At 36.2% G+C, this 26542-nt stretch carries 14 protein-coding genes; 3 read left to right on the plus strand and 11 right to left on the minus strand.

What is annotated here, in order from left to right:
- Nucleotides 1–34 precede the first annotated feature (34 nt).
- Both J0383_RS01560 and J0383_RS01565 read left to right on the plus strand, forming a co-directional pair.
- On the plus strand, nucleotides 35–814 hold the full coding sequence (locus J0383_RS01560) for a 5'-nucleotidase C-terminal domain-containing protein (protein ID WP_207296704.1): 780 nt from the start codon (nucleotides 35–37) through the stop codon (nucleotides 812–814).
- Between the two features lie 44 nt (nucleotides 815–858).
- On the plus strand, nucleotides 859–1776 hold the full coding sequence (locus tag J0383_RS01565) for a bifunctional metallophosphatase/5'-nucleotidase (RefSeq protein WP_207296705.1): 918 nt from the start codon (nucleotides 859–861) through the stop codon (nucleotides 1774–1776).
- Here the strand turns inward: J0383_RS01565 and J0383_RS01570 are convergent.
- From J0383_RS01570 to rpsF, 9 genes are all read right to left on the minus strand, one after another.
- The gene (locus J0383_RS01570; protein ID WP_207296706.1) at nucleotides 1766–2461 is read right to left on the minus strand and encodes a lysoplasmalogenase family protein; all 696 of its coding nucleotides are present in this window, start codon (nucleotides 2459–2461) and stop codon (nucleotides 1766–1768) included. The two genes, J0383_RS01565 and J0383_RS01570, sit on opposite strands and share 11 nt — an antisense overlap.
- Nucleotides 2448–4454: an NAD-dependent DNA ligase LigA gene (gene ligA / locus J0383_RS01575; protein ID WP_207296707.1), complete on the minus strand. Its 2007-nt coding sequence runs from the start codon at nucleotides 4452–4454 to the stop codon at nucleotides 2448–2450. Before ligA ends, J0383_RS01570 begins: the two co-directional genes overlap by 14 nt.
- A 245-nt stretch (nucleotides 4455–4699) precedes the next feature.
- On the minus strand, nucleotides 4700–6637 hold the full coding sequence (locus J0383_RS01580) for an OmpA family protein (protein WP_207296708.1): 1938 nt from the start codon (nucleotides 6635–6637) through the stop codon (nucleotides 4700–4702).
- Nucleotides 6638–6648: 11 nt separating this feature from the next.
- Nucleotides 6649–7581: a PorP/SprF family type IX secretion system membrane protein gene (locus tag J0383_RS01585; protein ID WP_207296709.1), complete on the minus strand. Its 933-nt coding sequence runs from the start codon at nucleotides 7579–7581 to the stop codon at nucleotides 6649–6651.
- A 45-nt stretch (nucleotides 7582–7626) separates the two neighbouring features.
- Complete coding sequence (locus tag J0383_RS01590) at nucleotides 7627–19506, minus strand: Ig-like domain-containing protein (RefSeq protein WP_207296710.1); 11880 nt, start codon at nucleotides 19504–19506, stop codon at nucleotides 7627–7629.
- A gap of 1160 nt (nucleotides 19507–20666) precedes the next feature.
- The gene (locus tag J0383_RS01595) at nucleotides 20667–21140 is read right to left on the minus strand and encodes a DUF6495 family protein (RefSeq protein ID WP_207296711.1); all 474 of its coding nucleotides are present in this window, start codon (nucleotides 21138–21140) and stop codon (nucleotides 20667–20669) included.
- A gap of 127 nt (nucleotides 21141–21267) precedes the next feature.
- Nucleotides 21268–21708: a 50S ribosomal protein L9 gene (gene rplI, locus J0383_RS01600; RefSeq protein ID WP_135220367.1), complete on the minus strand. Its 441-nt coding sequence runs from the start codon at nucleotides 21706–21708 to the stop codon at nucleotides 21268–21270.
- A 65-nt stretch (nucleotides 21709–21773) separates the two neighbouring features.
- Nucleotides 21774–22070: a 30S ribosomal protein S18 gene (gene rpsR, locus J0383_RS01605; RefSeq protein WP_002987043.1), complete on the minus strand. Its 297-nt coding sequence runs from the start codon at nucleotides 22068–22070 to the stop codon at nucleotides 21774–21776.
- A 5-nt stretch (nucleotides 22071–22075) separates the two neighbouring features.
- The gene (gene rpsF / locus J0383_RS01610) at nucleotides 22076–22417 is read right to left on the minus strand and encodes a 30S ribosomal protein S6 (protein WP_026729424.1); all 342 of its coding nucleotides are present in this window, start codon (nucleotides 22415–22417) and stop codon (nucleotides 22076–22078) included.
- A 176-nt stretch (nucleotides 22418–22593) separates the two neighbouring features.
- Here rpsF and J0383_RS01615 point away from each other — a divergent pair, with 176 nt between their 5' ends.
- Nucleotides 22594–23292, plus strand: a complete 699-nt coding sequence (locus J0383_RS01615; protein ID WP_026729423.1) for a LytR/AlgR family response regulator transcription factor — start codon at nucleotides 22594–22596, stop codon at nucleotides 23290–23292.
- Here the strand turns inward: J0383_RS01615 and priA are convergent, their stop codons facing one another.
- Together priA and bla-B1-FLAV are read right to left on the minus strand one after the other, a co-directional pair.
- Nucleotides 23293–25743: a replication restart helicase PriA gene (gene priA / locus J0383_RS01620; protein WP_207296712.1), complete on the minus strand. Its 2451-nt coding sequence runs from the start codon at nucleotides 25741–25743 to the stop codon at nucleotides 23293–23295. It abuts the gene before it with no gap.
- Nucleotides 25744–25773: 30 nt separating this feature from the next.
- A complete protein-coding gene (bla-B1-FLAV, locus tag J0383_RS01625; protein WP_207296713.1) occupies nucleotides 25774–26529 on the minus strand; it encodes a subclass B1 metallo-beta-lactamase in 756 nt (251 codons plus the stop codon).
- Between the last annotated feature and the right edge of the window lie 13 nt (nucleotides 26530–26542).

Raw genomic sequence — 26542 nt, forward strand, 5'->3', positions numbered from 1 at the left:
AATTACAAAATTAATTATTTAAGCCGCATTTAAAATGGTAAAACTAAAAAAGTATAACCGATTTTTAAAACTTTTTGTTATATTCTTAACAGTATTTTCAATATTTTCCTGCAGTCATAAGACTTACAATGTAACTAAGGTAGAAGGAAAACAACTTCCGGTAACACAAAACAGTGCCGAAACTCCTGAAATTGAAAAGTTTATTAAACCATATCGCGATCATATCAATAAAGATTTAGACAGTGTTCTTGCTTATTGTCCTGAAACGCTAGATAAAAGTACAGGAAAATGGCAGACTACGATTGGAAATCTAATGGCCGACGTTACTTTAAAACAAGGTAATAAGGTTTTTAAAATCAGAGAAAAAAAGGAGATTGATTTATGCTTTTTAAATCATGGCGGAATTAGAGCGATTTTACCAAAAGGAAATGTAACAACAAGATCTGCATTTGAAATTATGCCTTTTGAAAACAACATGGTTGTGCTGGCTTTAAAAGGAGAACAAATTCTAGAAATGACTGCTTATATTATTAAGGAGAAAAAACCTCATCCTTTATCTGGCATGACTTTTACAATTGCAAAAGATAATACTGCCAAAAACATTTTAATACAAGGAAAACCTTTTGATGTTAACAAGACATATTATGTTGCTACAAATGATTATTTAGCTAATGGCGGTGACAGTATGTATTTTTTCGCAAAAAACATACAGAAGTATGATATGAATTATAAACTGCGAAATGTATTAATTGATTACTTTAAAGAAGTTGATACTATTCCAGTGCCGAGAGACATCAGAATTACTGAAGAATAATTTACACTTAAAAATACAAGCGTTTTACGCCAAAAACATACCAAATGAAAAGAAGAGAATTTATCGAAAAAACTGCTGCAAGTACCGCTTTATTAAGCTTAGGTTTATCATTGAGCAGTTTTGAAAGTAACGATAACGAAATTAAACATTTAACGATTCTTCACACAAACGATGTTCACAGTCATATCGATCCGTTTCCTGCTGATGATCCTCGTAACCCAAATATGGGAGGTGTTTCTCGAAGAGCAGCTCTTATTGAAACTATCCGTCAGGAAAATCCAAACGTACTTTTATTAGATGCCGGAGATATTTTTCAAGGTACTCCTTATTTTAATTATTACGGAGGTGAACTTGAATTTAAATTGATGAGCATGATGAAATATGATGCTTCAACTATAGGAAATCATGATTTTGACAACGGACTTGACGGTTTATATGCTCAAATGCCGCATGCGACTTTTGAATTCATTTGTTCTAATTATGATTTCAAAAACACGGTTATGAATGGTCTTGTAAAACCTTATAAAATTTTCAATAAAAACGGTATTAAGGTTGGAGTTTTTGGTGTAGGAATCGAACTTCAGGGATTGGTAGACAAACAATTATACAAAGAAACGGTTTATAATAATCCTGTCGAAATCGCACAAGACATGACTCGTTTATTAAAGAAAGAGGAAAAATGTGATTTGGTAATTTGTCTTTCTCATTTAGGTTATAAATACAAAGACGATGCTTCTAAAATTTCTGATTTAAAGTTTGCCGAACTGACCCAAGATATTGATTTGATTATTGGCGGGCATACGCATACCTTTCTGGACAAACCTACAATTGTAAAAAACAAAGCCGGAGAAAATGTACTGGTAAACCAAGTTGGCTGTTATGGAATAAATTTAGGACGAATTGATTTTTATTTTGACAGCAATAAAGCTCACACTAATCAGGCTAGATCTATTATTGTATAACTATTCTTTTCTTTTTTCTCTTTGCTTTTTCAAGGAAATATTCTACCATGAAATAATAAGCTAAGATTTGTGTAATGTCTTGTATTAATACTAATACAACGGAATAGGAAAAGTATTGGTTGAAGATATAGAATATATCAGACAAGATGTAACTCATCATCATAAGAGACATTAAAAGCGTAATAAACGTTCCTTTCGTTATGTAACTTACAAACGAAAAGTAGCTTATTACGCTTAAAACTATTCCGTAAATGACATATATAAAATTATAGTTATCTAGATTGTCAAGTTTCATTGCCAAAACTGAAATCAACAGATATACAATAAATATTATGACAATTGATACGGGAAGAATATCTTTCTTTTTGAGTTTTATTTTTTGATGTTCTGTAATAAAAAGTCTGAATAATAACAAATACACGATCAGAAAACAGATGACTCCGCCAATTTCTGAAATTTCGACATCCATTAAATCAAAAACATTCCCTATAAAACAAAATAAAAAAATTAGACCTTCAATTTTTCTTATTTTAAATTGCCTGCTGATTAAAAAATAAATAAATATCGATGGCAGGACAATTGCTTTAGAATAGGTAGCAAGAAAATCTTGTTCTGTCCAATCAAAAATAATTGTCAACACCAGCGCTAAAAAAAATAAAATCAACGACGGTTTATTCGCTTTCATTTAGTTTAGTTATAAATTCTTCTTCAGACAGAATAGGAATATTTAGTTTAGTTGCTTTTTCAAGTTTTGCAGGTCCCATATTATCTCCAGCCACGACAAAATCAGTTTTGGCAGAAATTGAACTTCCTACTTTACCTCCGTTGTCTTCAATAGCTTTTTTGAGTTCGTCTCTCGAAAATTGTGCAAAAACACCAGAAACCACAAAGGTTTTACCCACAAATTTTTCGGTTGCATTTGGATTTACTTTTTCTACGATTTCAAATTGAACTCCATAGTTTTTAAGCCTTTCGATGATGATTTTATTTTCTTCATTTTCAAAAAACTCGATAACGCTTCTCGCGATTCTTTCTCCAATTTCATCAACAAGAATTAAATCCATTAAAGAGGCCTGGCTTAAGGCGTCGATATTTTTATAATGTTTAGCTAATTTTTTGGCAACAGTTTCTCCCACATAACGGATTCCTAAAGCAAATAATACGCTTTCAAACGGAATTTCTTTAGATTTCTCAACACCGTTTACCAGATTTTCAGCTGATTTTTGTGCCATTCTTTCCAAATGTAGAATATCTGAAACTTTCAATTCGTATAAATCAGCATAATTGTGGACTAAATTGTTTTTAAAAAGAAGCGCTACGGTTTCGCCTCCAAGTCCTTCAATATCCATTGCTTTTCTAGAAATATAATGCTGGATTCTTCCAATAATCTGCGGAGGACAACCGTAAAAGTTAGGACAATAGTGATTGGCTTCTCCAGCGTTTCGAACTAATTCAGTCTGACATTCTGGACAATGAGTGATGTATTGCGTTACTTCGGAATTTTCAGGACGTTTTTCTAAATCTACAGCAATGATTTTCGGAATGATTTCTCCTCCTTTCTCAACAAAAACGGTATCGTTTAATCGGATGTCTAATTTTTGAATTTGGTCTGCGTTGTGAAGCGAAGCTCTTTTTACAATAGTTCCCGCAAGCTGAACAGGTTCTAAATTAGCAACAGGTGTGATTGCTCCTGTACGTCCAACTTGATATGAAATTGATTTTAAAACAGTTGAAACTTGTTCTGATTTGAATTTATAAGCAATTGCCCATCGAGGTGATTTTGCAGTATATCCTAATTCTTGCTGTGAATGAATGTTGTTAACTTTTATCACAACACCATCGGTTTCATAAGGTAATTTATGACGATGAACATCCCAGTAATCAATAAAATCGAAAACTTCCTGCATATTATTAGCCAGTTTTGCTTCTGCAGGTACTTTAAACCCCCATCTGCGCGCTGCTTCTAAACCTTCAAATTGTGTGGCAAATGATAGATTGTTTCCTGCTACGGTGTACAATAAACATTCTAACGGACGTTTGGCAACTTCAGCACTGTCTTGTAATTTAAGACTTCCAGATGCTGTATTCCTTGGATTTGAATAGGGTGTTTCGCCAATTTCTATCAATTCCTGATTCATTTTTTCGAATCCGGCATAAGGCAGAATAATTTCTCCGCGAATATCGAATTTTTCAGGATAATCTCCTTTTAATCGCAACGGAACTGATTTAATGGTTTTGATATTATTGGTTACCTCATCTCCTTGAAATCCGTCACCACGCGTTACTGCCTGAACCAGTTTTCCATTTTCATATGAAATACTGATTGAAGCACCGTCGTATTTTAATTCGCAGGTATATTGTAGATTAACATTTCCTAAAACACGCTGAATTCTGTTTTCCCATTCGAGTAAATCTTCTTTTGAATAGGAATTATCAAGAGAGTACATTCTGTACTGATGTGCAATAGTTTTAAAATTCTTGGTAACAGCTCCGCCTACACGTTGCGTTGGTGAATCTTCATCAAAAAACTCAGGATGTTTGTTTTCTAAATCCTGAAGTTCTTTCAGTTTAATATCAAAATCGTAATCAGAAATGGTGGCATTGTCTAAAACATAGTAGTTGTAATTATGCTGGTTAAGTTCGTCTCGTAATGCCTGAATGGTTTCTTGAATATTCATAAAATATTAAAATAATAGATATTGCTGTTAAAATAATGAATCTCAAAATTAGGGTATTTTTATTGAAAAAATATTAATAACCCAAAGTTTTGTAAAAATCAAAAATCAGACAGCAAATGCATGCTGCCTGATTTTCTCCTTGTCCATTATTCTTAAAAAAGAATTTAAAAAAACCAACTTCCAAATGGTTTCTACGTTCTATATTTTCATGTTGATAATCAAATTATTAGCATGCAAATATAGTACTATTTTTGAATAATGATAAAGTCAGAGCGTCTGTTTAATAAATGTTCTTCTTCGGTACATTTCACTCCATTTTTGCATTTGTTGATCAGGCGGGTTTCGCCATAACCAATTGCACTTTCGATTCTTGAAGCATCAATACCTTGAGAAAGAATATAATCTCTGGTTGATTTAGCTCTGTTATCTGAAAGTTTTAAATTGTAAGCATCTTTTCCACGAGAATCGGTGTGCGATTCTATCTTAATTCTGATGTTTGGAAATTTCTGCATAATGAAGACCACTTTGGTCAATTCTTCTACAGCTTTTGGTGTAATATCATATTTGTCATAATCAAAATAAATAGGCTGAACATCTACCATTTCTACACCTCTTTTTTTGACTACTAAGTCATCATAGTTGCTGAGTTCGAAATTAATGTTTGGAATTTCACCTTCATTTTCTTTTGTCGTTTGCACTGATTTTTCGTCGCTGCTGTAATTGGGTTTGGCAGCGATCATGTTTACCATTTTATTACACGGAACTGTAATGGCATATTTTCCTTCATAATTGGTTTTGGTTTCGCCCAATACTTCTTTAAAAGAATTGTACGCCATAACGGTTACATCAGCCAACGGAAGTTTTGTTTTTCTGTCAACAGCTATACCAGATATATTTTGGTTACAAACGGGTTTCCCTTTTACAAAGGAATAAATATCATCGTCGCCCTTTCCTCCTGCTCTGTTAGATGAAACATAACCATAACTATCTGATTTATCTACTATGTATGCGAAATCATCTTTGTTACTATTTATTGGCGCACCTAAATTACGAGGTGTAGAAAAAGTTCCGTCAGGCAGAAATTTACTTTCATACACATCTAAATCTCCAAGTCCGTAATGTCCATCTGAAGAGAAATAGAGCATTCCGTTTTTAAAAAATGGAAAAAGATCATTCCCAATTGTATTAATAGTAGCTCCCAGATTTAAAGGCGAACTCATTGTACCATCATCAGCAATTTTAACAACATACAAGTCGGTTTCCCCATAACCGCCCGGCATATCTGATGCGAAGAAAAGCCATTGTCCATCATCGCTCAAACATGGATGTCCTACTGAATAGTCTTCACTATTAAAGAAAACACCTTGTGGATTTTCAAGTTTGTTATCAACGATTGATCCTTTTATAATCTGGAAGTTATTTATTTTGTTTCCATCTACAACCAATTTGTTTTTCTTTACAATATTAGTGGTGTAGTACATGGTTTTTCCGCTAGGGTCAAAAGTAGCCGTTGCTTCATGATATTTGCTCATTACATTTGGCAGAAACAAACTTTCATTAAATAAACTACCATCAGCCGGATTTCTTTCAGACAAATATAAATTCAAGAAAGGCTGATTGTTCCAAGTGTACAATTTCTCACTGAATTTCGTCGTATCTCTTGCAGAAGTAAATACAATCTGTTCTTTATAAAAAGTGGTTCCAAAATCAGATTTGCTGGTGTTTATGTCCAGATTTTTAATCTGATACAAAGGTCTGGCTTTCGCAAGGCTATCCAATTGTTTTTTCTGAGCTACATAACGGTTGATCTCTTTTTGATCTCCTTTTTTATTGAGATATTCCTTGGTCACTCTATCAGCTTCATCATAATCCATTACTGCTTTCATGGTTTGAATGTAACGCAGATAGTAAATGTCTGTCAAGTTATTTCCTTGTACTTCGTATAATTTTCTATACCATTTAAGTGCATTTCGTGCATCGGAAATAAAATAATACGAGTCTGCCGCATTTTTTAATGTTTGAGCCGATGGGTTTTTGATATGCTGTAAACATTCCTCGTAGGCTTTTGAAGCATCAGTGTAGGAATAGTTTCTAAACAACGCATCGGCTTGCTTTAAATTAGTCTTTTGAGCAAAACTAAACGTAATGCTCAAGACTAAACTCAGGATATATATTTTTTTCATACTTACAATTTTTAGAAGAATCGAGGAGATTTGATTTTGTTAGCGCCTTTGTTTAACGAATAACGTAAAATGAATTCGTGAGTACCATCATTGTACTTGTTTAACTGGCTAACTGTATAATCGAAAGCATAACCTAGATAAAAACTTTGCGATATTTGAAAACCTGCTAAGATACTTATCGAATCATCTGTTCTGTATGATCCTCCAATAACAAATTTTTCAGCAATCATAAAATTCGCCGATACATCAGCAGTGAGCGGCGCACCACTTACTGCTTTTACTAAAAATGCTGGTTTGAACTTCAAATTTGGGTTCAAATCAAAAACATAACCTCCCATTAAATAATAATGCAGACGATCAAAGTCTATTGATTCCTGAACATCATCATAATAATCATTTCGGATAAAACTTGGAATTGAGAAGCCTAAATACCATTTTTCGGTATAGTAATAAACACCCGCTCCAATTGCCATTTTCATCTGATTGTCGATATTCTGATTCAGTAAAACATCATTACTGTTGTAATATCTCCCTTTAGACCAGTCTATGTTTAACATACGCATTCCGGCTTTCAAACCAAATGCTAATCGTTTTTCATATCCCAGTGGTAGTGAGTACGAGAAATTTCCATCAAGATACAGTTCGTTTGACGGACCTATTTTATCATTTACAACACTTAGTCCTAAACCAATTTTTTCATTGGTAAGAGGTCCGTGAATTGAGAACGACTGTGTTTCAGGCGCTCCTGAGATTCCTACCCATTGTGAACGATGTAAAAGAGTCGCTTCCAATGTACCGGTAGACCCGGCATAAGCCGGATTTACCGCCATTGTGTTATACATATACTGTGTATATTGAGGGTCTTGTTGTGCACTGACACAAATTGTGATAAAAGAACATATTAGAATGAAATACGTTTCTAATGGTTTTATATATAGTTTCATAACGATACTTATTTAATTTAATTAATTAGATGATTAACAGAATGTTTATCTCATGATAGATAACCATCCTTTTTTAACCGTTCCATCTCCAATGGTAATCACATAAAAATAAGTACCTGTTGGCAGCATGTCTCCTCTATTAACTACTCCGGATACATTTGCAGTTCCGTCCCAATCGTTTTCATAATGTACTTTGCTGTACACCAGTGCACCATATCTATTAAAAACTTTCAATTCATTATTAGGATATGATTCGATACAATCTATTCTGAATAAATCGTTGGCGCCATCATTATTTGGCGTAAACTCATTGTAAACTGTCAAACAAATTGGTTCTACAGAAGCCATAGCAGAGTTATTTGTTGTATCTAGATCTAAAGGTGTTGAGATTTCGATAGTAGCAACATTTTGATAATTTCCGCTTGGCAGTACTTCTGCAACTATTGTAAGTGTTACACTTTGTCCTGCATTTAATGTTGGGATTGTCCAAAGCTGAGTTGATTGATCGTAAGTTCCTATTGATGTACTTGCACTTATTAGGTTATAACCGCTTGGCAGTAAATCACTCACAATTGTGTTTATGAAACCTCCTTCTCCAACATTGTTTACTGTAACCGTAAAGGTAACACGGTCGCCAAAGTTTGGAGTTGGATTATCAACTACATTTGTGATAGTCAAATCAGAACAAGTAGCCACTGTAACATTCAGGAATTTAGTGGTAGTCTCATCACAATTATTTGTGTAAGTTACCTCAACTCTACCCGGACCAACATCTGACCATGAAATTGTTGCAGATCCGTCGTTGCTTCCGCCTCCTGAAGTAATGGTTCCGTTTGTAACAGACCAAACATAATTTGATTTACCATTAGCTATAGAATAAGTTACCCCTTGGAATACACATGGTGTATCGTCTGTTGTGGTAAGCTGTACTAAAGCATCGTTTTCGAATGTAATGGTAATGGCAAGTCTTGCTGCACTTTCGCAACCATTTGTAGTATTACTAAGCGCTGCCGCATAGTAAGTAGTTGCTGTAAGTGGTGTATTGGCTGCAAGTGGAGTTCCACCGGTCGCAGCTGCATACCATACTACATTTGGTTCATTTACAAGAATATTAGCAAGAGTTGGCAATGCTGATAAACAGAATGTCTGATTTGCATTTGGTGTTGTAATTACTCCCGGAGTGTTTACACTTACTGCAACTGCTAATCGTACTGGATTCTCACAATTTGTATTGCTTGCCACAGCACCATAATAGGTTCCTGTTGTTAATGCTGTTGAAGCCGGAATTGCTGTTCCTCCTGTTGGAGTGCTGTACCAGATTACATTAGCTTCATTTACCTGAATATTTGCAATTGTTGGATTAGCTGTAGAACAAAAATCCTGAGTGGTATCTGTTGTTGTTGGTGTCGCACTTGGATCTGTTACTGTAACAACAACTTGTAAACGAGTTGTGCTTTCGCAGCCTGAAACAGGATCTATAATGCTTCCATAATAAGTTCCACTAGTTAAGGCCGTTGTTGGCGCAATTGCTGTTCCTCCTGTTGGAGTGCTAAACCAGCTTACGTTACTTTCATTTACTTGAATACTTGCTATTGTTGGATTTGTTGTTGAACAGAAAGTTTGAGATGCATTGTTAGTTGTTGGATTAATTGTATTTCCAACGGTAACTGCTATAAGTAATCTTACATTACTTTCACATCCTGTTACAGGATCTTTTATAGCTCCGTAATAATTTCCAGTTGCTAATACTGTTGTAGATGCCAATGCTGTTCCACCAGTTGGAGCAGTGTACCACACTACATTTGCTTCATTCACTTGGATGCTGGCAACTGTAGGCGCTGTTCCTGAACAAAACGTTTGTGCTGCAGCATTTGTTGTTGGCGTTACAGGATTACTAACATTCACTGTTACTGATAATCTTACAGCACTTTCACATCCTGTTGCCGGATCGCTGATCGCTGCAAAGTATGTTCCGCTTGTCAAAGCTGCTGTCGGAGCAATTGCGGTTCCGCCTGTTAAGGCTGTGTACCACACAATATTTGTTTCATTAAACTGGACACTGGCAAAAGTCGGTGCATTCACTAAACAGAAATTCTGTGTGCCTGCGGTTACTAATGTCGGTGTGCCAGGATCGCTTACGTTAATCGTTACCGATAATCTTACAGCACTTTCACATCCTGTTGCCGGATCGCTGATCGCTGCAAAGTATGTTCCGCTTGTCAAAGCTGTAGATGAAGCGATTGCTGTTCCGCCTGTTAAGGCTGTGTACCAGACAATATTTGTTTCATTAAACTGGACACTCGCAAAAGTCGGTGTATTCGCTAAACAGAAGTTTTGTGTGCCTGCGGTTACTAATGTCGGTGTGCCCGGATCGCTTACGCTGATCGTTACTGATAATCTCACGGCGCTTTCACATCCTGTTGCCGGATCGCTGATCGCTGCAAAGTATGTTCCGCTTGTCAAAGCTGTTGCTGGAGCGATTGCGGTTCCGCCTGTTAAAGCTGTGTACCAGACAATATTTGTTTCATTAAACTGGACACTCGCAAAAGTCGGCGCATTCGCTAAACAGAAGTTTTGTGTGCCTGCGGTTACTAATGTCGGTGTGCCCGGATCACTTACGTTAATCGTTACCGATAATCTCACGGCACTTTCACATCCTGTTGCCGGATCGCTGATCGCCGCAAAGTATGTTCCGCTTGTTAAAGCTGTTGCTGGAGCAATTGCGGTTCCTCCTGTTAAGGCTGTGTACCAGACAATATTTGATTCATTAAACTGCACGCTCGCAAAAGTCGGCGCATTCGCTAAACAGAAGTTTTGTGTGCCTGCGGTTACTAATGTCGGTGTGCCCGGATCGCTTACGCTGATCGTTACTGATAATCTCACGGCACTTTCGCATCCAGTTGCCGGATCGCTGATCGCTGCAAAGTATGTTCCGCTTGTAAGCGCAGTAGTTGAAGCGATTGCGGTTCCTCCTGTTAAAGCGGTATACCAGACAATATTTGTTTCGTTAAACTGGACACTGGCAAAAGTCGGTGCATTCGCTAAACAGAAATTCTGTGTGCCTGCGGTTACTAATGTCGGTGTGCCCGGATCGCTTACGTTAATCGTTACTGACAATCTCACGGCGCTTTCGCATCCTGTTGCCGGATCGCTGATCGCTGCAAAGTATGTTCCGCTTGTCAAAGCTGTTGCTGGAGCAATTGCGGTTCCTCCTGTTAAAGCGGTATACCAGACAATATTTGTTTCATTAAACTGGACGCTCGCAAAAGTCGGCGCATTTACTAAACAGAAATTCTGTGTGCCTGCGGTTACTAATGTCGGTGTTCCCGGATCGCTTACGTTAATCGTTACTGATAATCTCACGGCACTTTCGCATCCTGTTACAGGATCACTGATTGCTGCAAAGTATGTTCCGCTTGTTAAAGCTGTTGCTGGAGCAATTGCAGTTCCGCCTGTTAGGGCTGTGTACCAGACAATATTTGATTCGTTAAACTGGACACTCGCAAAAGTCGGTGCATTCGCTAAACAGAAATTCTGCGTACCTGCGGTTACTAATGTTGGTGTGCCCGGATCATTTACTGTTACGGCAACCAGTAATCTTACTGAACTTTCACAGTTTGTTGCTGGATCTAAAATAGAAGCATAGTAGTTTCCTGTTGCTAATGCAGTAGTGGAAGCTAATGCTGTTCCTCCTGCTGCTGCGCTATACCAAACAATTGAACCTGTTGCTGGTGCATTAACTTGAATACTCGCAACTGTTGGAGCATCTTCTAAACAGAATTCCTGTGAAGCATCTGCTGTTGTTGGTGTGCCTGGATCATTTACTGTTACGGCAACCAGTAATCTTACTGCACTCTCGCAGTTTGTTGCTGGATCTAAAATAGAAGCGTAATAATTTCCTGTTGCTAATGGTGTGGTTGAAGCGATCGGAGTTCCTCCTGTTGCTGCGCTATACCAAACAATTGAACCTGAAGCAGGAGTGTTTACCTGAATACTCGCAATTGTTGGAGCATCTTCTAAACAGAATTCCTGTGTTGTATCTGTAGTGGTTGGTGTGCCCGGATCGCTTACGCTGATTGTTACTGATAATCTCACGGCGCTTTCACATCCTGTTGCCGGATCGCTGATCGCTGCAAAGTATGTTCCGCTTGTAAGCGCAGTAGTTGAAGCGATTGCAGTTCCGCCTGTCAAGGCTGTGTACCAGACAATATTTGATTCGTTAAACTGGACACTGGCAAAAGTCGGCGCATTCACTAAACAGAAATTCTGTGTGCCTGCAGTTACTAATGTCGGTGTGCCCGGATCGCTTACGCTGATCGTTACTGATAATCTTACAGCACTTTCGCATCCAGTTGCAGGATCACTGATCGCTGCAAAGTATGTTCCGCTTGTAAGCGCAGTAGTTGAAGCGATTGCGGTTCCTCCTGTTAGGGCTGTGTACCAGACAATATTTGTTTCGTTAAACTGGACGCTTGCAAAAGTCGGTGCATTCGCTAAACAGAAATTCTGTGTGCCTGCGGTTACTAATGTCGGTGTGCCCGGATCGCTTACGTTAATCGTTACTGATAATCTCACGGCGCTTTCGCATCCTGTTGCCAGATCGCTGATCGCTGCGAAATACGTTCCGCTTGTAAGAGCTGTTGCTGGAGCAATTGCGGTTCCTCCTGTTAGGGCTGTGTACCAGACAATATTTGATTCGTTAAACTGGACGCTTGCAAAAGTTGGTGCATTCACTAAACAGAAGTTCTGTGTGCCTGCGGTTACTAATGTCGGTGTGCCCGGATCGCTTACGTTAATCGTTACCGATAATCTCACAGCGCTTTCACATCCTGTTGCCGGATCGCTGATCGCTGCAAAGTATGTTCCGCTTGTTAAAGCTGTTGCTGGAGCAATTGCAGTTCCACCTGTTAAGGCTGTGTACCAGACAATATTTGATTCGTTAAACTGGACACTCGCAAAAGTCGGTGCATTCGCTAAACAGAAGTTTTGTGTGCCTGCAGTTACTAATGTCGGTGTGCCTGGATCATTTACTGTTACGGCAACCAGTAATCTCACGGCGCTTTCGCAGTTTGTAGATGGATCTAAAATAGAAGCATAATAATTTCCTGTAGCTAATACAGTAGTGGAAGCTAATGCTGTTCCTCCTGTAGCTGCGCTATACCAAACAATTGAACCTGTTGCTGGTGCATTAACTTGAATACTCGCAACTGTTGGAGCATCTTCTAAACAGAATTCCTGTGAAGCATCTGCTGTTGTTGGTGTGCCTGGATCATTTACTGTTACGGCAACCTGTAATCTTACTGCACTCTCGCAGTTTGTTGCTGGATCTAAAATAGAAGCGTAGTAATTTCCTGTTGCTAATGCTGTGGTTGAAGCGATCGGAGTTCCTCCTGTTGCTGCGCTATACCAAACAATTGAACCTGTTGCTGGTGCATTAACCTGAATACTCGCAACTGTTGGCGCATCTTCTAAACAGAATTCCTGTGTTGTATCTGTAGTGGTTGGTGTGCCTGGATCATTTACTGTTACGGCAACCAGCAATCTTACTGCACTCTCGCAGTTTGTAGATGGATCTAAAATAGAAGCGTAGTAATTTCCTGTTGCTAATGCAGTAGTCGAAGCTAATGCTGTTCCTCCAGTAGCTGCACTATACCAAACAATTGAACCTGTAGCAGGAGTATTTACTTGGATATTAGCCACAGTTGGCGCATTTACCAAACAGAAATCTTGTGTTGTATCGGTAGTGGTTGGTGTCCCTGGATCACTCACAGTAACTGTAACTGCTAAACGAACACTGCTTTCACAACCAGTAACGCCATCTACAGCTGCTGCATAATAGGTACCACTTGTTAAAACATCTGTCGATGCATAAGCAGTTCCTGCTGTTGGTGCATTATACCAAACTATATTTGATTCATTTACTTGAATACTCGCCACTGTTGGAGCATTGATTAAACAAAAATCCTGTGTGGCATCTGTAGTCGTTGGTGTATTTGGATCGCTTATTATAATTACGGCATCTTGCAAAGTTCCTGCAAGATTTTCGCAGGTATTTAAACTAGAAACAGCTACATAATAGGTTATTGGACTTACTGCTTTTGTTAATCCCACTGCAGTTAAAACTCCAGCTGCATCTATTGTATAAGTTACACCACTTATTACTGAACCGTTTGTTATTGGTTGTGTTCTATTAGCATCTAAATACCATGTAAAAACAGGATTCGTCAATGTTGGCGCTGTTGGTGTTAGCGAAGCTGGAACACTGTGACAAACTGTTAAATCATCAACTAAAATATCATTTACGGTTGAAGGTGGCAAGATGGTAAATGTAATTTGTTTTCGATCTGCTTCTGCAGTGGTACAAAATTCATCTGAGGTTACTCCCACATAATAAGTATAAGTTCCCGGAAGTAATCCGTTTACGACTAATTGAGATGTTGTTTCTCCTGGAATTAATTGGCTTGTTGTTCCGTTAAAGCTATACCATTGGTAAACTGGATTGGTCAAAACTGGAGTTCCGCTTAAACCTGTAGCTAATGTTACAGTTCCAGAAGGCGAACAAATTGATGTATTTGTTCCTCCGTTTAAAGTAATATTATTTAAGGCATTTTGAGGAGCTGAAGCTTTTACTTCTATTGTTACTTCTCCTCTTGCATAAGTTTCACAACCGTAACGTACCGGCTGAATATAATATTTATAGACTCCGGTTGTTAAAGTTTCTGGAACTGTATATGTAATTCCCGTAGCAACAACATTACCGCCAGTTGGCGCATCGTACCAGAGATAGGTTGAACAAGCTTCTTCTGGTATCTGCAAGGTGACATCTGTTCCTGGACAAACCGTAATTTTATTGTTAGGATCACCGCCTATAATGGCTGTATTAGCAACTCTTTCTACAGTATGAACTCTTAAATATTCTAATACGCCTGCTACTCCTCCAAAACGAATTCTTACTCTGTCGTATGATTCTGAAGGAGAAGAAACAAGAACCATTGCCATTGTATTACCCGGCAATAATCTTAAACTTAATAAGGTACTGGTATTTTGAATAGGCGCCCCAACAGCTACATTACCTAAATAACGTTGAATGCTGAATCCTGTTAGTAAATTTACATCTAAAAGTGTTGCTGGTTTAGAAATTACAATTCTTAAAGTATCTGTTACTACAGATGGCGTTTTAAATTGAACTGTTAAATCAGAAGCTGCTAAAACTCCAGCGCCACTATACATTGTGGCAAATGTAGTAATATCATTATCTGCGATATTCCAAGCATCGCTAACTCCTACTGCAGCAGTAACTGCTCCAACAGGAAGTCCTAAATCTGTAGCTCCATAAAAAATATCCTGAATATCACCCGGAGTACAAGTTACAGTTGGAACTGATCTGTTATAATGAGCATCAAATACTTTTGTGTTTTGAGCAACACTTGCAATTGAAGCAGATTGAATTCGGATTCCATCATAATCTTGCGGTCCTGAGGCATTAGAAGGAACAAAAGTAAATTCATACGTATTGTCTCCTGAAACTAAATTCAATAATGAACCTGAAACCGACTGTAAGGTTCCAATATCAACTCCGCCTATTGTTCCAATTACTGATAAATTTTGCCCAACAGCTAATAAACTGTATTCTGAACCTAATTTAATGGTTACAGGAGTTCCTTTTGCAATAGTTGATGGCCAAGTTAAATTCTGCCAAGTAGTACCAACTCCTAAAAGTCCAACACCAGTTGTAATAGTGGAATACGTTTGTGGATCACCATCAACTGCATTTGCACCATCTGTAACAGTTCCAGTAACAATCGAACCAGATGTTTGTGCGTTTGCATATACTCTTTCTGTTAAAGATTGACAGCTGTTAGGATCAATTACATTGATTACTTTAGTGGTCGTAGTAGAACAGATTCCGTCATTTGCTACCACAGTATACGTATAAACTCCAGGTGTATTTAAAACCCCTGTTGTAAATGGAGGTCCAGCAATAGGATTACCCTGCGGATCGAACCATGAAATCGCTGCTGTTGAAACTGCAGATAAAGTAACATTAGAACCTACACTTACAGATTCTGTAGGATTCGTTACCACTAAATTTGGCAGTGCATTAATCGTAACTGTAACCGACTGCTGAACAGAAGGACAAGTTGCAGTATTGCTTTGTGCCTGAATCGAATAAACTCCACTAGTTGTGATATTAGCAGCAGCATCAGCGGTTATTACATTGTTTGAAGCATCAAAAAATGTATAAGTTGTATTGGCGTCATAATTAGTGATTGCATTTACTAGATTAGCACTTCCACAACCTGCTAAAGTTGAATTTACGGTTAAAACAGTTGTAGATGGAAAATTAACTGTTACTTGTTTTAAAGTACCGTTTACATTTTCGCAAGTTCCACCATTTAAAGCCGAAATATAATAATTATAAGGTGTGCCAGTAGAACTTAAACCATTTATAGTTAGCGCTCCAGTTGTAACATCTTTGTTAAATGTTACTCCCGGCTGACCTGCAACTACTGTTCCAGTAATAATTTCCTGTGTTTTAGCCTGATCTGTATAATATTTAAATGTAACTCCTGCAATGCTAGATGATGGTGCTAATACTGCTTGACCAGCACAAGTAGCTTCGACTGGAGTTGAAATTAAAATATCAGAGTCTGTTGGAATTGGCAATACAGTAACCGTAACCGCTTGACGTAAACTATTCTCACATCCGGCACGGGTTCCTTGTAAATAATAAGTTGTTGAAGCAGTTAATGGTGCTGTTGGATTTACAGCTACAATACTTCCTCCTACTGGTTCATCATACCAAGTAAACGTTTCTGTTCCTGAAGCAGCTGCTGTTAACGAAGCTGTTTGTCCTGCACAAATTGGTGCTGCAGCTCCTGTTATTACAGCATTTGGGAATCTATAGGCTGCCTGATAAATATATAAATTACTTAATAGAGTAGCGACACCTCCCAATCTTACTTCTACACGGTCAAATGGTGCTGTAGCAGTAAAACTGGCTTTAAATTTATTTCCTGATAATAATTGAATATTCAATAAATTATTATTTATTGCTGTTCTGTCATTATTATAAGTTACTCCGTTGTAAGTCGCAAGCGAAATATTAGATAAAGCACTAATATCAAGAAGTCCACCTGGAACCTCCAATTCAACATCAATAATATCTCCTGTCTGACCTGGGTTGGTAAAAATTAATTGCTGCTGAATATATCCTCCTACACCAATTGGCACAGTAAGTTGTGCATATGTATTGATATCACCATCAACAGAATTATTTGGATCAGTATCTGTACAAAGAGCACATAATAATCCATCTGTTGATGTTATTTGTGAACTAGCTTGTAAACAAGTGCTTGCACTCGCGATTACTGTTACCGTTACAGCTCCTCTTGTTAAATTTGTACAACCAGTCGCAGTAGTCACTGCTTCTACATAATACGTTTGATTATTGGTTAATATTGGTGTAGTGTATGTTGTTGTATTTGATGCTAAAAGTGTACCACCAGTAGCTGCACTATACCAATTGTATGTAACTCCTGCAACTGGATTTGAAACTGCCAATGTAGCACTTTGGCCAGACTGAATAATTACATTTGAAGATGCAAAAGTTGGTACCGCTGGTAATGGATTAACCGTTAAACTAACTGTAGTACGAGTTGGTGCGGCACAAGTTCCTATGACAGCTTCAACGTAATAATTTGTATTGGCAATTAAAGCTGGAGTAGTAAATGAAGTTCCCGTAAATAACAAAGTTCCCCCTGTTGCAGCATCATACCAATTATAAGTAGTTCCTGCAATCGGGGCCTGAACGGTTAAAGTTGCCGTCTGGCCGCTGCAAATTGTTGTTGGCGATGTAGTAACCGTTGGCGCTATAGGATTATCTATCAAGATTTGCACTGGATTTCTTTCACTATTAACACAGCCATTTCTTGTAACTTCAACGTAATACGTTGTCGGAACTGTTAATGCTGGCGTAGTAAATGAAGCAGTAGAAGCTAATGAACTTCCTCCCGTAGCTGCACTATACCAATTAACGGTTTCTCCAACTGCAAGAGCTGCGGTTAAAGTAGTAGATTGTCCACTGCAAATAGTAGTATCACCTGTAATTGCTGGTGCTTTAAATCTATAAGTGGCTTGATAAATGTCTACAGTTGTTAATACGGTCGCTAATCCTCCCAATCGTATTTCCACACGATCAAAATTTGCTCCTGCCACAACACTTGCTTTAAAACGGTTTCCCGACAATAACTGCAATGTTACTAACGGATTATTAATAGAAACACGATCATTGTTGTAAGTTGCTCCATTGTAAGTTGCTAAACTTACAGCTCCTAACAAAGATAAATCCGCTAATCCGCCTGGTAATTCAAGATCAACATCAACAATGTCTCCGGCTTTTCCCGGATTGATAAATTGTAATGTCTGTTGAATCCATCCGTTGATTAATCCAACTGGAACTGTTAATCTCGCTGCTGTAGCTGCATTAGCATCTACTGAATTATTAGGATTAGTAGAACTACACAATACACACAATCCGTTTTGAGCAGTCTGCTGACTGCTTGCTTCTAAACAACTTCCAGCAAATGCAGGCTGAACAGTTACCGTTACTGGAACTCTCGCTGCACTAACACAATTTCCATTAGAACTCTGCGCTTCAACATAATAGGTTTTTGAAGCCGTTAATATAGGTGTTGTATAGGTTGTCGTATTGACAGCCAATGCTGTACCTCCTGTAGCTACATCATACCAATTAAGCTGCACTCCTGCTTCAGAAGTTGCAGCACTTAAGGTTGCATTCTGACCAGATTGAATAGTAACACTTTGTGTTAAAACAGTTGGTGCAGCTGGTACAGCCGTAGAAACCACATTCACCTGTGTACGTGTAGGACTGATACAGCTTCCTATTGAAGCTTCAACATAAAAACTAGTAGTTCCTAAAGAAACCGTTGGTGAATATGTATTTCCTGAAGCCAAAGCTGTTCCTCCTGTTGGTACAGCATACCATGAATAAGTAGTTCCTGGAACAGGATTTAAAACAGACAACGTAGTCGATTGTGTCGCACCTGTAGAACATATATTGGTTCCTGTAGTATTAATGGCCGGTGCAATAGGATTTGAAACATTTAAAACAACAGGTACTCTGACATTTCCTTCACAACCTGCTTGTCTGGTAATTCCAATATAATAAGTAGTAGAAGCAGTTAACGCTGGAGTTGTAAAATTATTTCCAGTTGCTAACGCTGTAGTAGACGTTGCTGAACTATACCATGCAAGAGTAGTTCCTGCAGCTGGTGTTGCAGTCAGACTTATTGTATTTCCTGAACAGACCGTTTGAGTTAAACCATTTGTTACTGTTGGCTGTGCAAACTCTAAACGAACATCGTAAACTCTCAAGCTTACTAAAAGACTTACAAGTCCTCCTACTTGAATCTGAATTTGATTCGTGTCGCCTGTTACAGGAAATTTTGCCACCGCAATTGTATTTCCATTTAATAGGTTAAGATTCAGCAGCGGACTATTTAAAGGCACACTTGAACCTACATTTGTACCCGAAAATTTGCCCTGTAATGATACATTGGACAATAATCCAAGATCAAGCAAACCGTTTCCGGTACCAAAATAAATGGCAATTTGATCTCCTGCCCTTGCTGTTTGATTTAAGGTCATTGTTTCTTCTACGAAACAACCTACTCCAACAGCGTTTGTTAGAGTTGCAAAGGTCGTCAAGCCAGCACTATCATAAGCGTTGGCTGGACTATCAACATTTAATCCCACACACAATAATCCACCTTCACTATTAGTCTGCGACACTGGTCGGCAGAGTGTTTGTGAAAATGCATTGTTGCATAGCAGAAATAAAAATAATAGTCCTAATAATCTCTTCTGAAAGCTGAGACTACAAAAAGTAAAATTTTTTTTCATAATTTGGAAGATTAGAAAATGGACAATAAAATACCTCTTGCAATAAGCATATATGCTTACACAATTAAAAAAACATTAAAAAACAATTTAGTTACACTTTAAAAACAACTATATAAAGTTGTCCAATATGCCGCGCATATTGACGAACTGCTTTCATCCTGATTAAATGAAAAACAATTCAGTTTTAGGAATACTGATCTACATCAATTTTCCAAGAGGAATGATTTGGGTTAATTTTCATAAAAGAAAATTTAAAGTTTGGAGGGTTTATATGTCGAAAATAATATTTAAGGCCTACCCATTTTAAAAGTTGATTACTCTTCTAAAATTTCATCTGTTATAAAAACATCATGAATTAAATATTACTTGAATTTTTGTCAGGCAGAATGTAAACCTGATCATTCAGCAACATCAACAGTATCGTATATAATACTTTTGAGGCTGAAATTTAAAAATGGATAACTTTTCAAAAAAGCTAATCATTATTGAAGGAAAATCAAAAGGAAGAAGAAATCTCGCTTTCTTCAAAATAATAAAAAATAAAGCTAGAATAATATGAAGAACTATTGCAAACTTGATAAAAAAAGTAACTTTCAGTTCCATAAGCAGGCGTTTTTAAGTTATTATTTAAAATCCGATTTAATTATAATGAATGCGTATATTTTATTTTTAGTAATAGTTAAAAACAAATCTGTTTATTGGGCGGAAAACTTTGTTTAACTTTTCTATTCTAAAATTAAAAAAAACAAAAAAATAAAACAAGTGTAATTTTCCTATATTTTTTTCATTTATAAAATCTCAAACAATCCAGAACCCCAGTAAATATAAGAAAAAACAGTAATTTTAAGCAGGAAAATAAAACGTAAAAAAATTACTAAAATTTTAGTTTTTTTATGTTAAAATTAATTTTTGAAAGTAAAATACTACAATAAAAAGAACTATAACGATTGATTTTTAACAGTTTTGTAAGAATAAAATGAAAATAGAATTCATTTTAAACCAAAATCTTAAAATTTTGAATAAAAATAAAAAAACGAGTAGAAATACGGGCTTTAAAAAAGAAATAACTATAAACAAAAGTTAAAAACACAAAAAAAGATAAACAACTTAACACCAGTCGTTTATCTTTTTACTGTATTACTTAAGCTACAATTTTATAATTAAGATTCTAAAATTGTATTTATTTGAGTGAATAATTGTCCGTCACTTAAAAAAGCGCCTTGCTTAATAAGTTCAAAAATAGAAACATTTCTTTCTTCAGTAAATACCTTTTTACCCACTTTCATTTCGATATTTTCTGTAAACATATTATCGCTCAGCCACTGCAAACCTTCTTTCGTTAAAAAGTCGGTTTCAGGAACTAATGACTTTAGCACTATAGATTGGACATAAGTATCAAAACATTGAAATAAAAAAATATGATTTTTTGAAAAATGCTCCAAAAACTCAGCTCTTCCTAAAACGCCTTCCCATATTAAATCAGAAAAAATATCTAATTCCTGCTCTGCAACTTCAGGTTTATTTACTTTTAGTAAATCCCATTCTGCTTTATCAATTGCCTGTGTTGCTAAAAAACTGGCAAATTCATTATGCAGTTCATCAAACTGTTCTTTTGTTAATCTTGCGTACTTCATATCATTGTGAGGACCGAATTTATCTCGTTCCTATTTATTAAAATTTAAAAGACTAGATTGCTTTGTGCAATGACATCAAAAAAAAATCCCGATTTGCATCGGGATTTTAATATAGATTTTAAAACTATTACTTTTCAGCAACAATTTCGTATGGTAATTCAACGATTACATCTCTGTGTAAACGAACTGTAGCATTGTATTTTCCAATACGTTTTACAACACCGCTAGTGATGAATTTTCTATCGATAGCATTTCCAGATTTCTCTAAAGCTTCAGCGATATCGATGTTAGTGATAGAACCAAAAAGTTTCTCTCCACCAGCTTTTGCAGTAAGTTTAATTTCAAGAGCTTTTAAAGTTTCAGCTAATGCTTTAGCATCAGCAACAATTTTCGCTTCTTTGTGTGCTCTTTGTTTTAGGTTTTCAGCTAAAACTTTTTTAGCAGAAGGAGTTGCTAAAGTAGCGAATCCTTGAGGAATTAAAAAGTTACGTCCGTAACCTGGTTTTACAGATACTACATCATCTTTAAATCCTAAGTTTTGTACGTCTTGTTTTAAAATAAGTTCCATGTTGTTGTCCTTAAATTTTAGAAGTTAGGTTCTGCATAACAGAAACCAGCGACTAGAGTTTTTAATTATTTTAATAAATCGGCCACGTATGGCATTAAAGCTAAGTGACGAGCTCTTTTTACAGCTACAGAAACTTTTCTTTGGTATTTTAATGAAGTTCCAGTTAAACGACGAGGAAGAATTTTTCCTTGCTCATTAACGAATTTCAATAAGAAATCAGCATCTTTATAATCGATGTATTTGATTCCTGATTTTTTGAAACGGCAATACTTTTTAGTTTTGTTAGTTTCAATGTTTAAAGGCGTTAAATATCTGATATCTCCGTCTTTTTTTCCTTTTGCAGATTGTTCGATTGTAGACATAATAATTACGCTTTAGTAGATTTTAATTTTGCTCTTCTTCTCTCAGCCCATGAAATAGCATGTTTATCTAAACTTACAGTTAAGAAACGCATAACTCTTTCATCACGTCTGAATTCAGTTTCAAAAGCTACAAGAACTTCTCCAGCTACTTTGAATTCGAATAAATGGTAAAAACCACTTTTTTTGTTTTGGATTTCGTAAGCCATTTTTTTAAGACCCCAATCCTCTTTCGATACCATTTCAGCTCCTCTACTAGTAAGAAATTCTTCAAATTTCGTTACTGTTTCCTTCACCTGAACCTCAGATAAAACGGGATTTAAAATGAAAACAGTTTCATAATGATTCATAAATAAAAAATTTATTTGTTAAAATTGGGTGCAAAAGTAATCATTTAATTTATATATCCAACACATTTCTCCTTTTATTCGTTTAAAAACAAAAAATCGCCGTCGATTTTAGTTTTTTCTATAAAAAAACAATACATTTACTACTGCTATCCTGAATTTATATAATTTTAAATGTTATGAAACTAAACTGTGTTGTTGTAGATGATAGTTCTATACAGAGGACAATTATTGCAAAATTAGTTAATAATCACCCAGGTTTGCACTTAATCGGGGACTTTTCTAATGCAATAGAAGCAAAAAGTTGTATCTCATTAAATAATATCGATTTAATATTTCTTGATATAGAAATGCCTGTTATTAACGGTTTTGACTTCCTTGATGGTTTAAAATCAAAACCGCAGATTATATTCATTACTTCTAAAGCCGAATATGCTTTAAAAGCTTTCGACTATGATGCCACTGATTACCTGCAAAAACCAATTGCGGTCGATCGTTTTAATGCTTCTGTAAAAAGAGCTATTGATATGCACCTTCTTAAAAAAGAAGTAAAAGAAGAAGAAGGCGAACATATTTTCATTAAAAGTAACCTTAAAAAACTAAAAATCTTTACAGCAAAAATCAAATGGATCGAAGCTTTTGGGGATTACGTAAGAGTGGTTACCGAAGATGATAGTAATTTGGTGCTTTCGACCATGAAATCATTTGAAAATGATTTATCGAAAGACAAATTCATTCGTGTTCACAAATCCTATATTATTAATATCGATAAAGTAGAACGCTTTAACAGCAAATTTGCCGAAATCGGAATTACCAAAATTCCGCTTAGCCGAAACAAAAAAGAAGATTTAGTAAAAGCATTGTCAACGTCGTCTTAATTAATAAAAATCGACGTTTACAACCACTTTTACAGCTCTGTATTGAGCCACAGCCTCAAAACTATTCAGCATTTTCTGAATAGTTTTTTTAGTATTACCTAAATGCAGGTTCTGAGGAATCTTAATTAAAATAGTCCTTATATATTCGTTTCGTATTCTGCTTATTGCAGGTTCTTCAGGTCCTAAAACCGGCATTCCTAAGTTCTGGCTTAAAACCTGATACAGCCACATCGATCCTTCTTTTAATTTCTCATAATCACGATGTTTTAAGGTCAGTTTTATAATCCTAAAATAAGGTGGATATCTATAAATCTGTCTATCATACAACTGTTCCTTGTACATACCTATATAATTATGGTTTGTAACCTGCTGGATTGTGTTGTGGTTTGGATTGTAGGTTTGAATAACTACTTTCCCTTGTTTTTCTGATCTTCCAGCTCTTCCCGCCACTTGTGTCATCATCTGAAAACTGCGCTCAAAAGCTCTAAAATCAGGGTGATGCAGCATATTATCTGCATTCATAATTCCGACCAGACTTACATTATCAAAATCAAGACCTTTTGCCAGCATTTGTGTGCCGACCAAAATATCAATTTCTCTGTTTTTAAAAGTATCGATAATCTTTTCAAAACCAAATTTGCCTCGCGTTGTATCTTGATCCATACGAGCAGTTTTCGCCTTAGGAAAAAGCACAGCAAGCTCCTGCTCTATCTGCTCTGTACCAAAACCTTTTGTCGTTAAATCGATACTGGAACAACTATGACAATTAGTTGGTTTTGCAATAGAATATCCACAATAATGACAACGAAGCTGGTTTTTAAATTTATGATATGTCAAACTCACATCACATTGCTGGCAATGAGGGACGTGCCCGCAAGTAAGGCATTCTATAATAGGAGAATATCCTCTCCTATTTTGAAACAGTATCACCTGCTCACCTAATGACAATGCTTCGGCAATTTCTTCTATTAAAAGATCACTAAAATGCCCTGTCATTCTTTTTCTGAAGTGCTTATCTTTTAAATCAACCAAAACAATTTCAGGCATACGAACGTTTTTATAACGTTCTGAAAGTGTTACCAAACCGTATTTATCAGTCTGGGTATTAAAATAAGTTTCTATACTTGGTGTTGCAGAACCTAATAAAACTTTGGCATCATGGTAATTTGCCAAAACTATCGCTGCATCTCTTGCATGGTATCTTGGCGCTGGATCGGTTTGTTTAAAAGTCTGCTCATGTTCTTCATCTACAATTAACAATCCCAGATCTTTAAACGGCAGAAATAAAGCCGACCTCGCTCCTATTACAATTTGAGCTTTTTCAGAATTTTCGAGTGTCTGTTTCCAAACCTCAACTCTTTCATTATTACTGTATTTCGAATGAAAAACGGCTACTTTATCACCAAAATGAAGACGCAGACGCGAAACCAATTGTGTAGTAAGTGCAATTTCAGGAAGCAGATACAAAACCTGTCTTCCTGTCTGCAGATATTCTTCAATTAATTTTATATAGATTTCGGTTTTTCCACTCGAAGTTACACCATGAAGCAGGCAAACTTCTTTTTCAGCAAAACTGTTTTTTATTGCTTTAAACGCATTTTCCTGAGCATCGCTTAATTGGAGTTCTTTTTCTGATTTTTCTCCATTAAAACTAACCCTGTCGTGCTGTAAAAAATACTCTTCGAAAATTTCTTTTTCAATTAAAGCTTTTATAGTGGCCGGAGTCGCATTTGAAGCTTCAGTTAGATTCTTTACAGTAATTGGTTTCTTTTCAGAAGCGCTAAGCTGAAAATACGTTAGAACAATTTCCTTTTGCTTATTAGCACTTTTTAAAACCTCAAGCAGTTCCTGTAAACCAGTATCAGATTCATACTTAGTATGCAATTTCACGTAACGCACTAATTTAGGCTTGTATGTCTCTTTTATTTCTTCTTCCAAAACAATAATATCTTTAGATATCATTTTTTGAAGAATTGGAAAGATATTCTTTTTATTCAGAATCGAAACAATATCCTGAACTCTCAAAGAACTCTGATGCTGCAGGGCTTCATAAATTAAAAATTCATCATCGGCAAGTTCAGAATCATTTACAAGAGTATCGGGTTTTGTTGTGACAATAGTTTCACTTTCTAGCAATAAACCTGTTGGAAAAGCACCACGATAGACATCACCAATACTGCACATATAATAATTAGCGATCCAAAGCCAATGTTTAATTTGCTCTGCAGTTGCTATTGGTTTTTCATCAATAATCTGATGAATTTCTTTAGCATCATATAATGTAGGTGCATTTTGATGAATATCTAATACCAATGCTGTGTACATTTTACTTTTACCAAAAGGCACTACAACGCGCATTCCTTTCTTTATGAAATGAAATTCAGCTTCAGAAACACGGTATGTAAATGTTTTAGCTAACGAAAGCGGTAAAATGACTTCAATAAAATGCATCAAATGGTGGTATATGAACAGGCAAAAATATTACTTTCCAGTTTTTGGGGAACCCTTTTTTGAAAGATTATAATCCTGAACCAATTTTAAGGTATGATTTATAGACTTACTGGTTGTTCCGCCTTCATGTCCCGGAATAACATATTTCGGATTCTTGAATTTATACCGAACTTTTTTAATTGATTTTTCCCATTCTTTCACATCAGAATCACCCAAATACCCCAAATCTTCGGCTTCGGCACTTTTTATAAAACAAGCTCCGTACAATATTTTCTCTTTATTAAACCAAACCACAATATTATCTGGCGCATGTCCTTTTCCTGGATAATACACTTCAAATTTATGATTTCCAACTGTAAATGTGGTATCGTTTGGAAGTACAAATTCAGCTCTTGGTTCTTTTTTTTCTTTAAGGATTTTGTCAGTTAAATTTCCTGAATAAGTTTTGATTCCTTTTTTTCTATAAAAATCCAATCCGCCAGCACGATCGTCATGCGAATGCGTCGCAAAAACCATAACAATATCTTTATTGTGTTTTGTTTTTATACTGTCGATTAAAGGTTCAAACTGTGTTTTATCCCATGGAGCATCAAAAAGCACAACCCCTTTATCTGTAACCAGATACAGAGCATTGGCAGAAATTTTCACTCCATTATAATCATTATAGGTTTTATAAACATAAAAGTCACCCGTAAGATGACTTATTTGTAATGGCGAATTCTTAGACTGTGCAAAGCTATTTGAAGCAATGACCAGAAATAAAATTATCGATACTAATTTTCGCATTAGTTGTTATAAA

It is taken from the genome of Flavobacterium endoglycinae (assembly GCF_017352115.1).
In the GTDB taxonomy this organism is placed as follows: domain Bacteria; phylum Bacteroidota; class Bacteroidia; order Flavobacteriales; family Flavobacteriaceae; genus Flavobacterium; species Flavobacterium endoglycinae.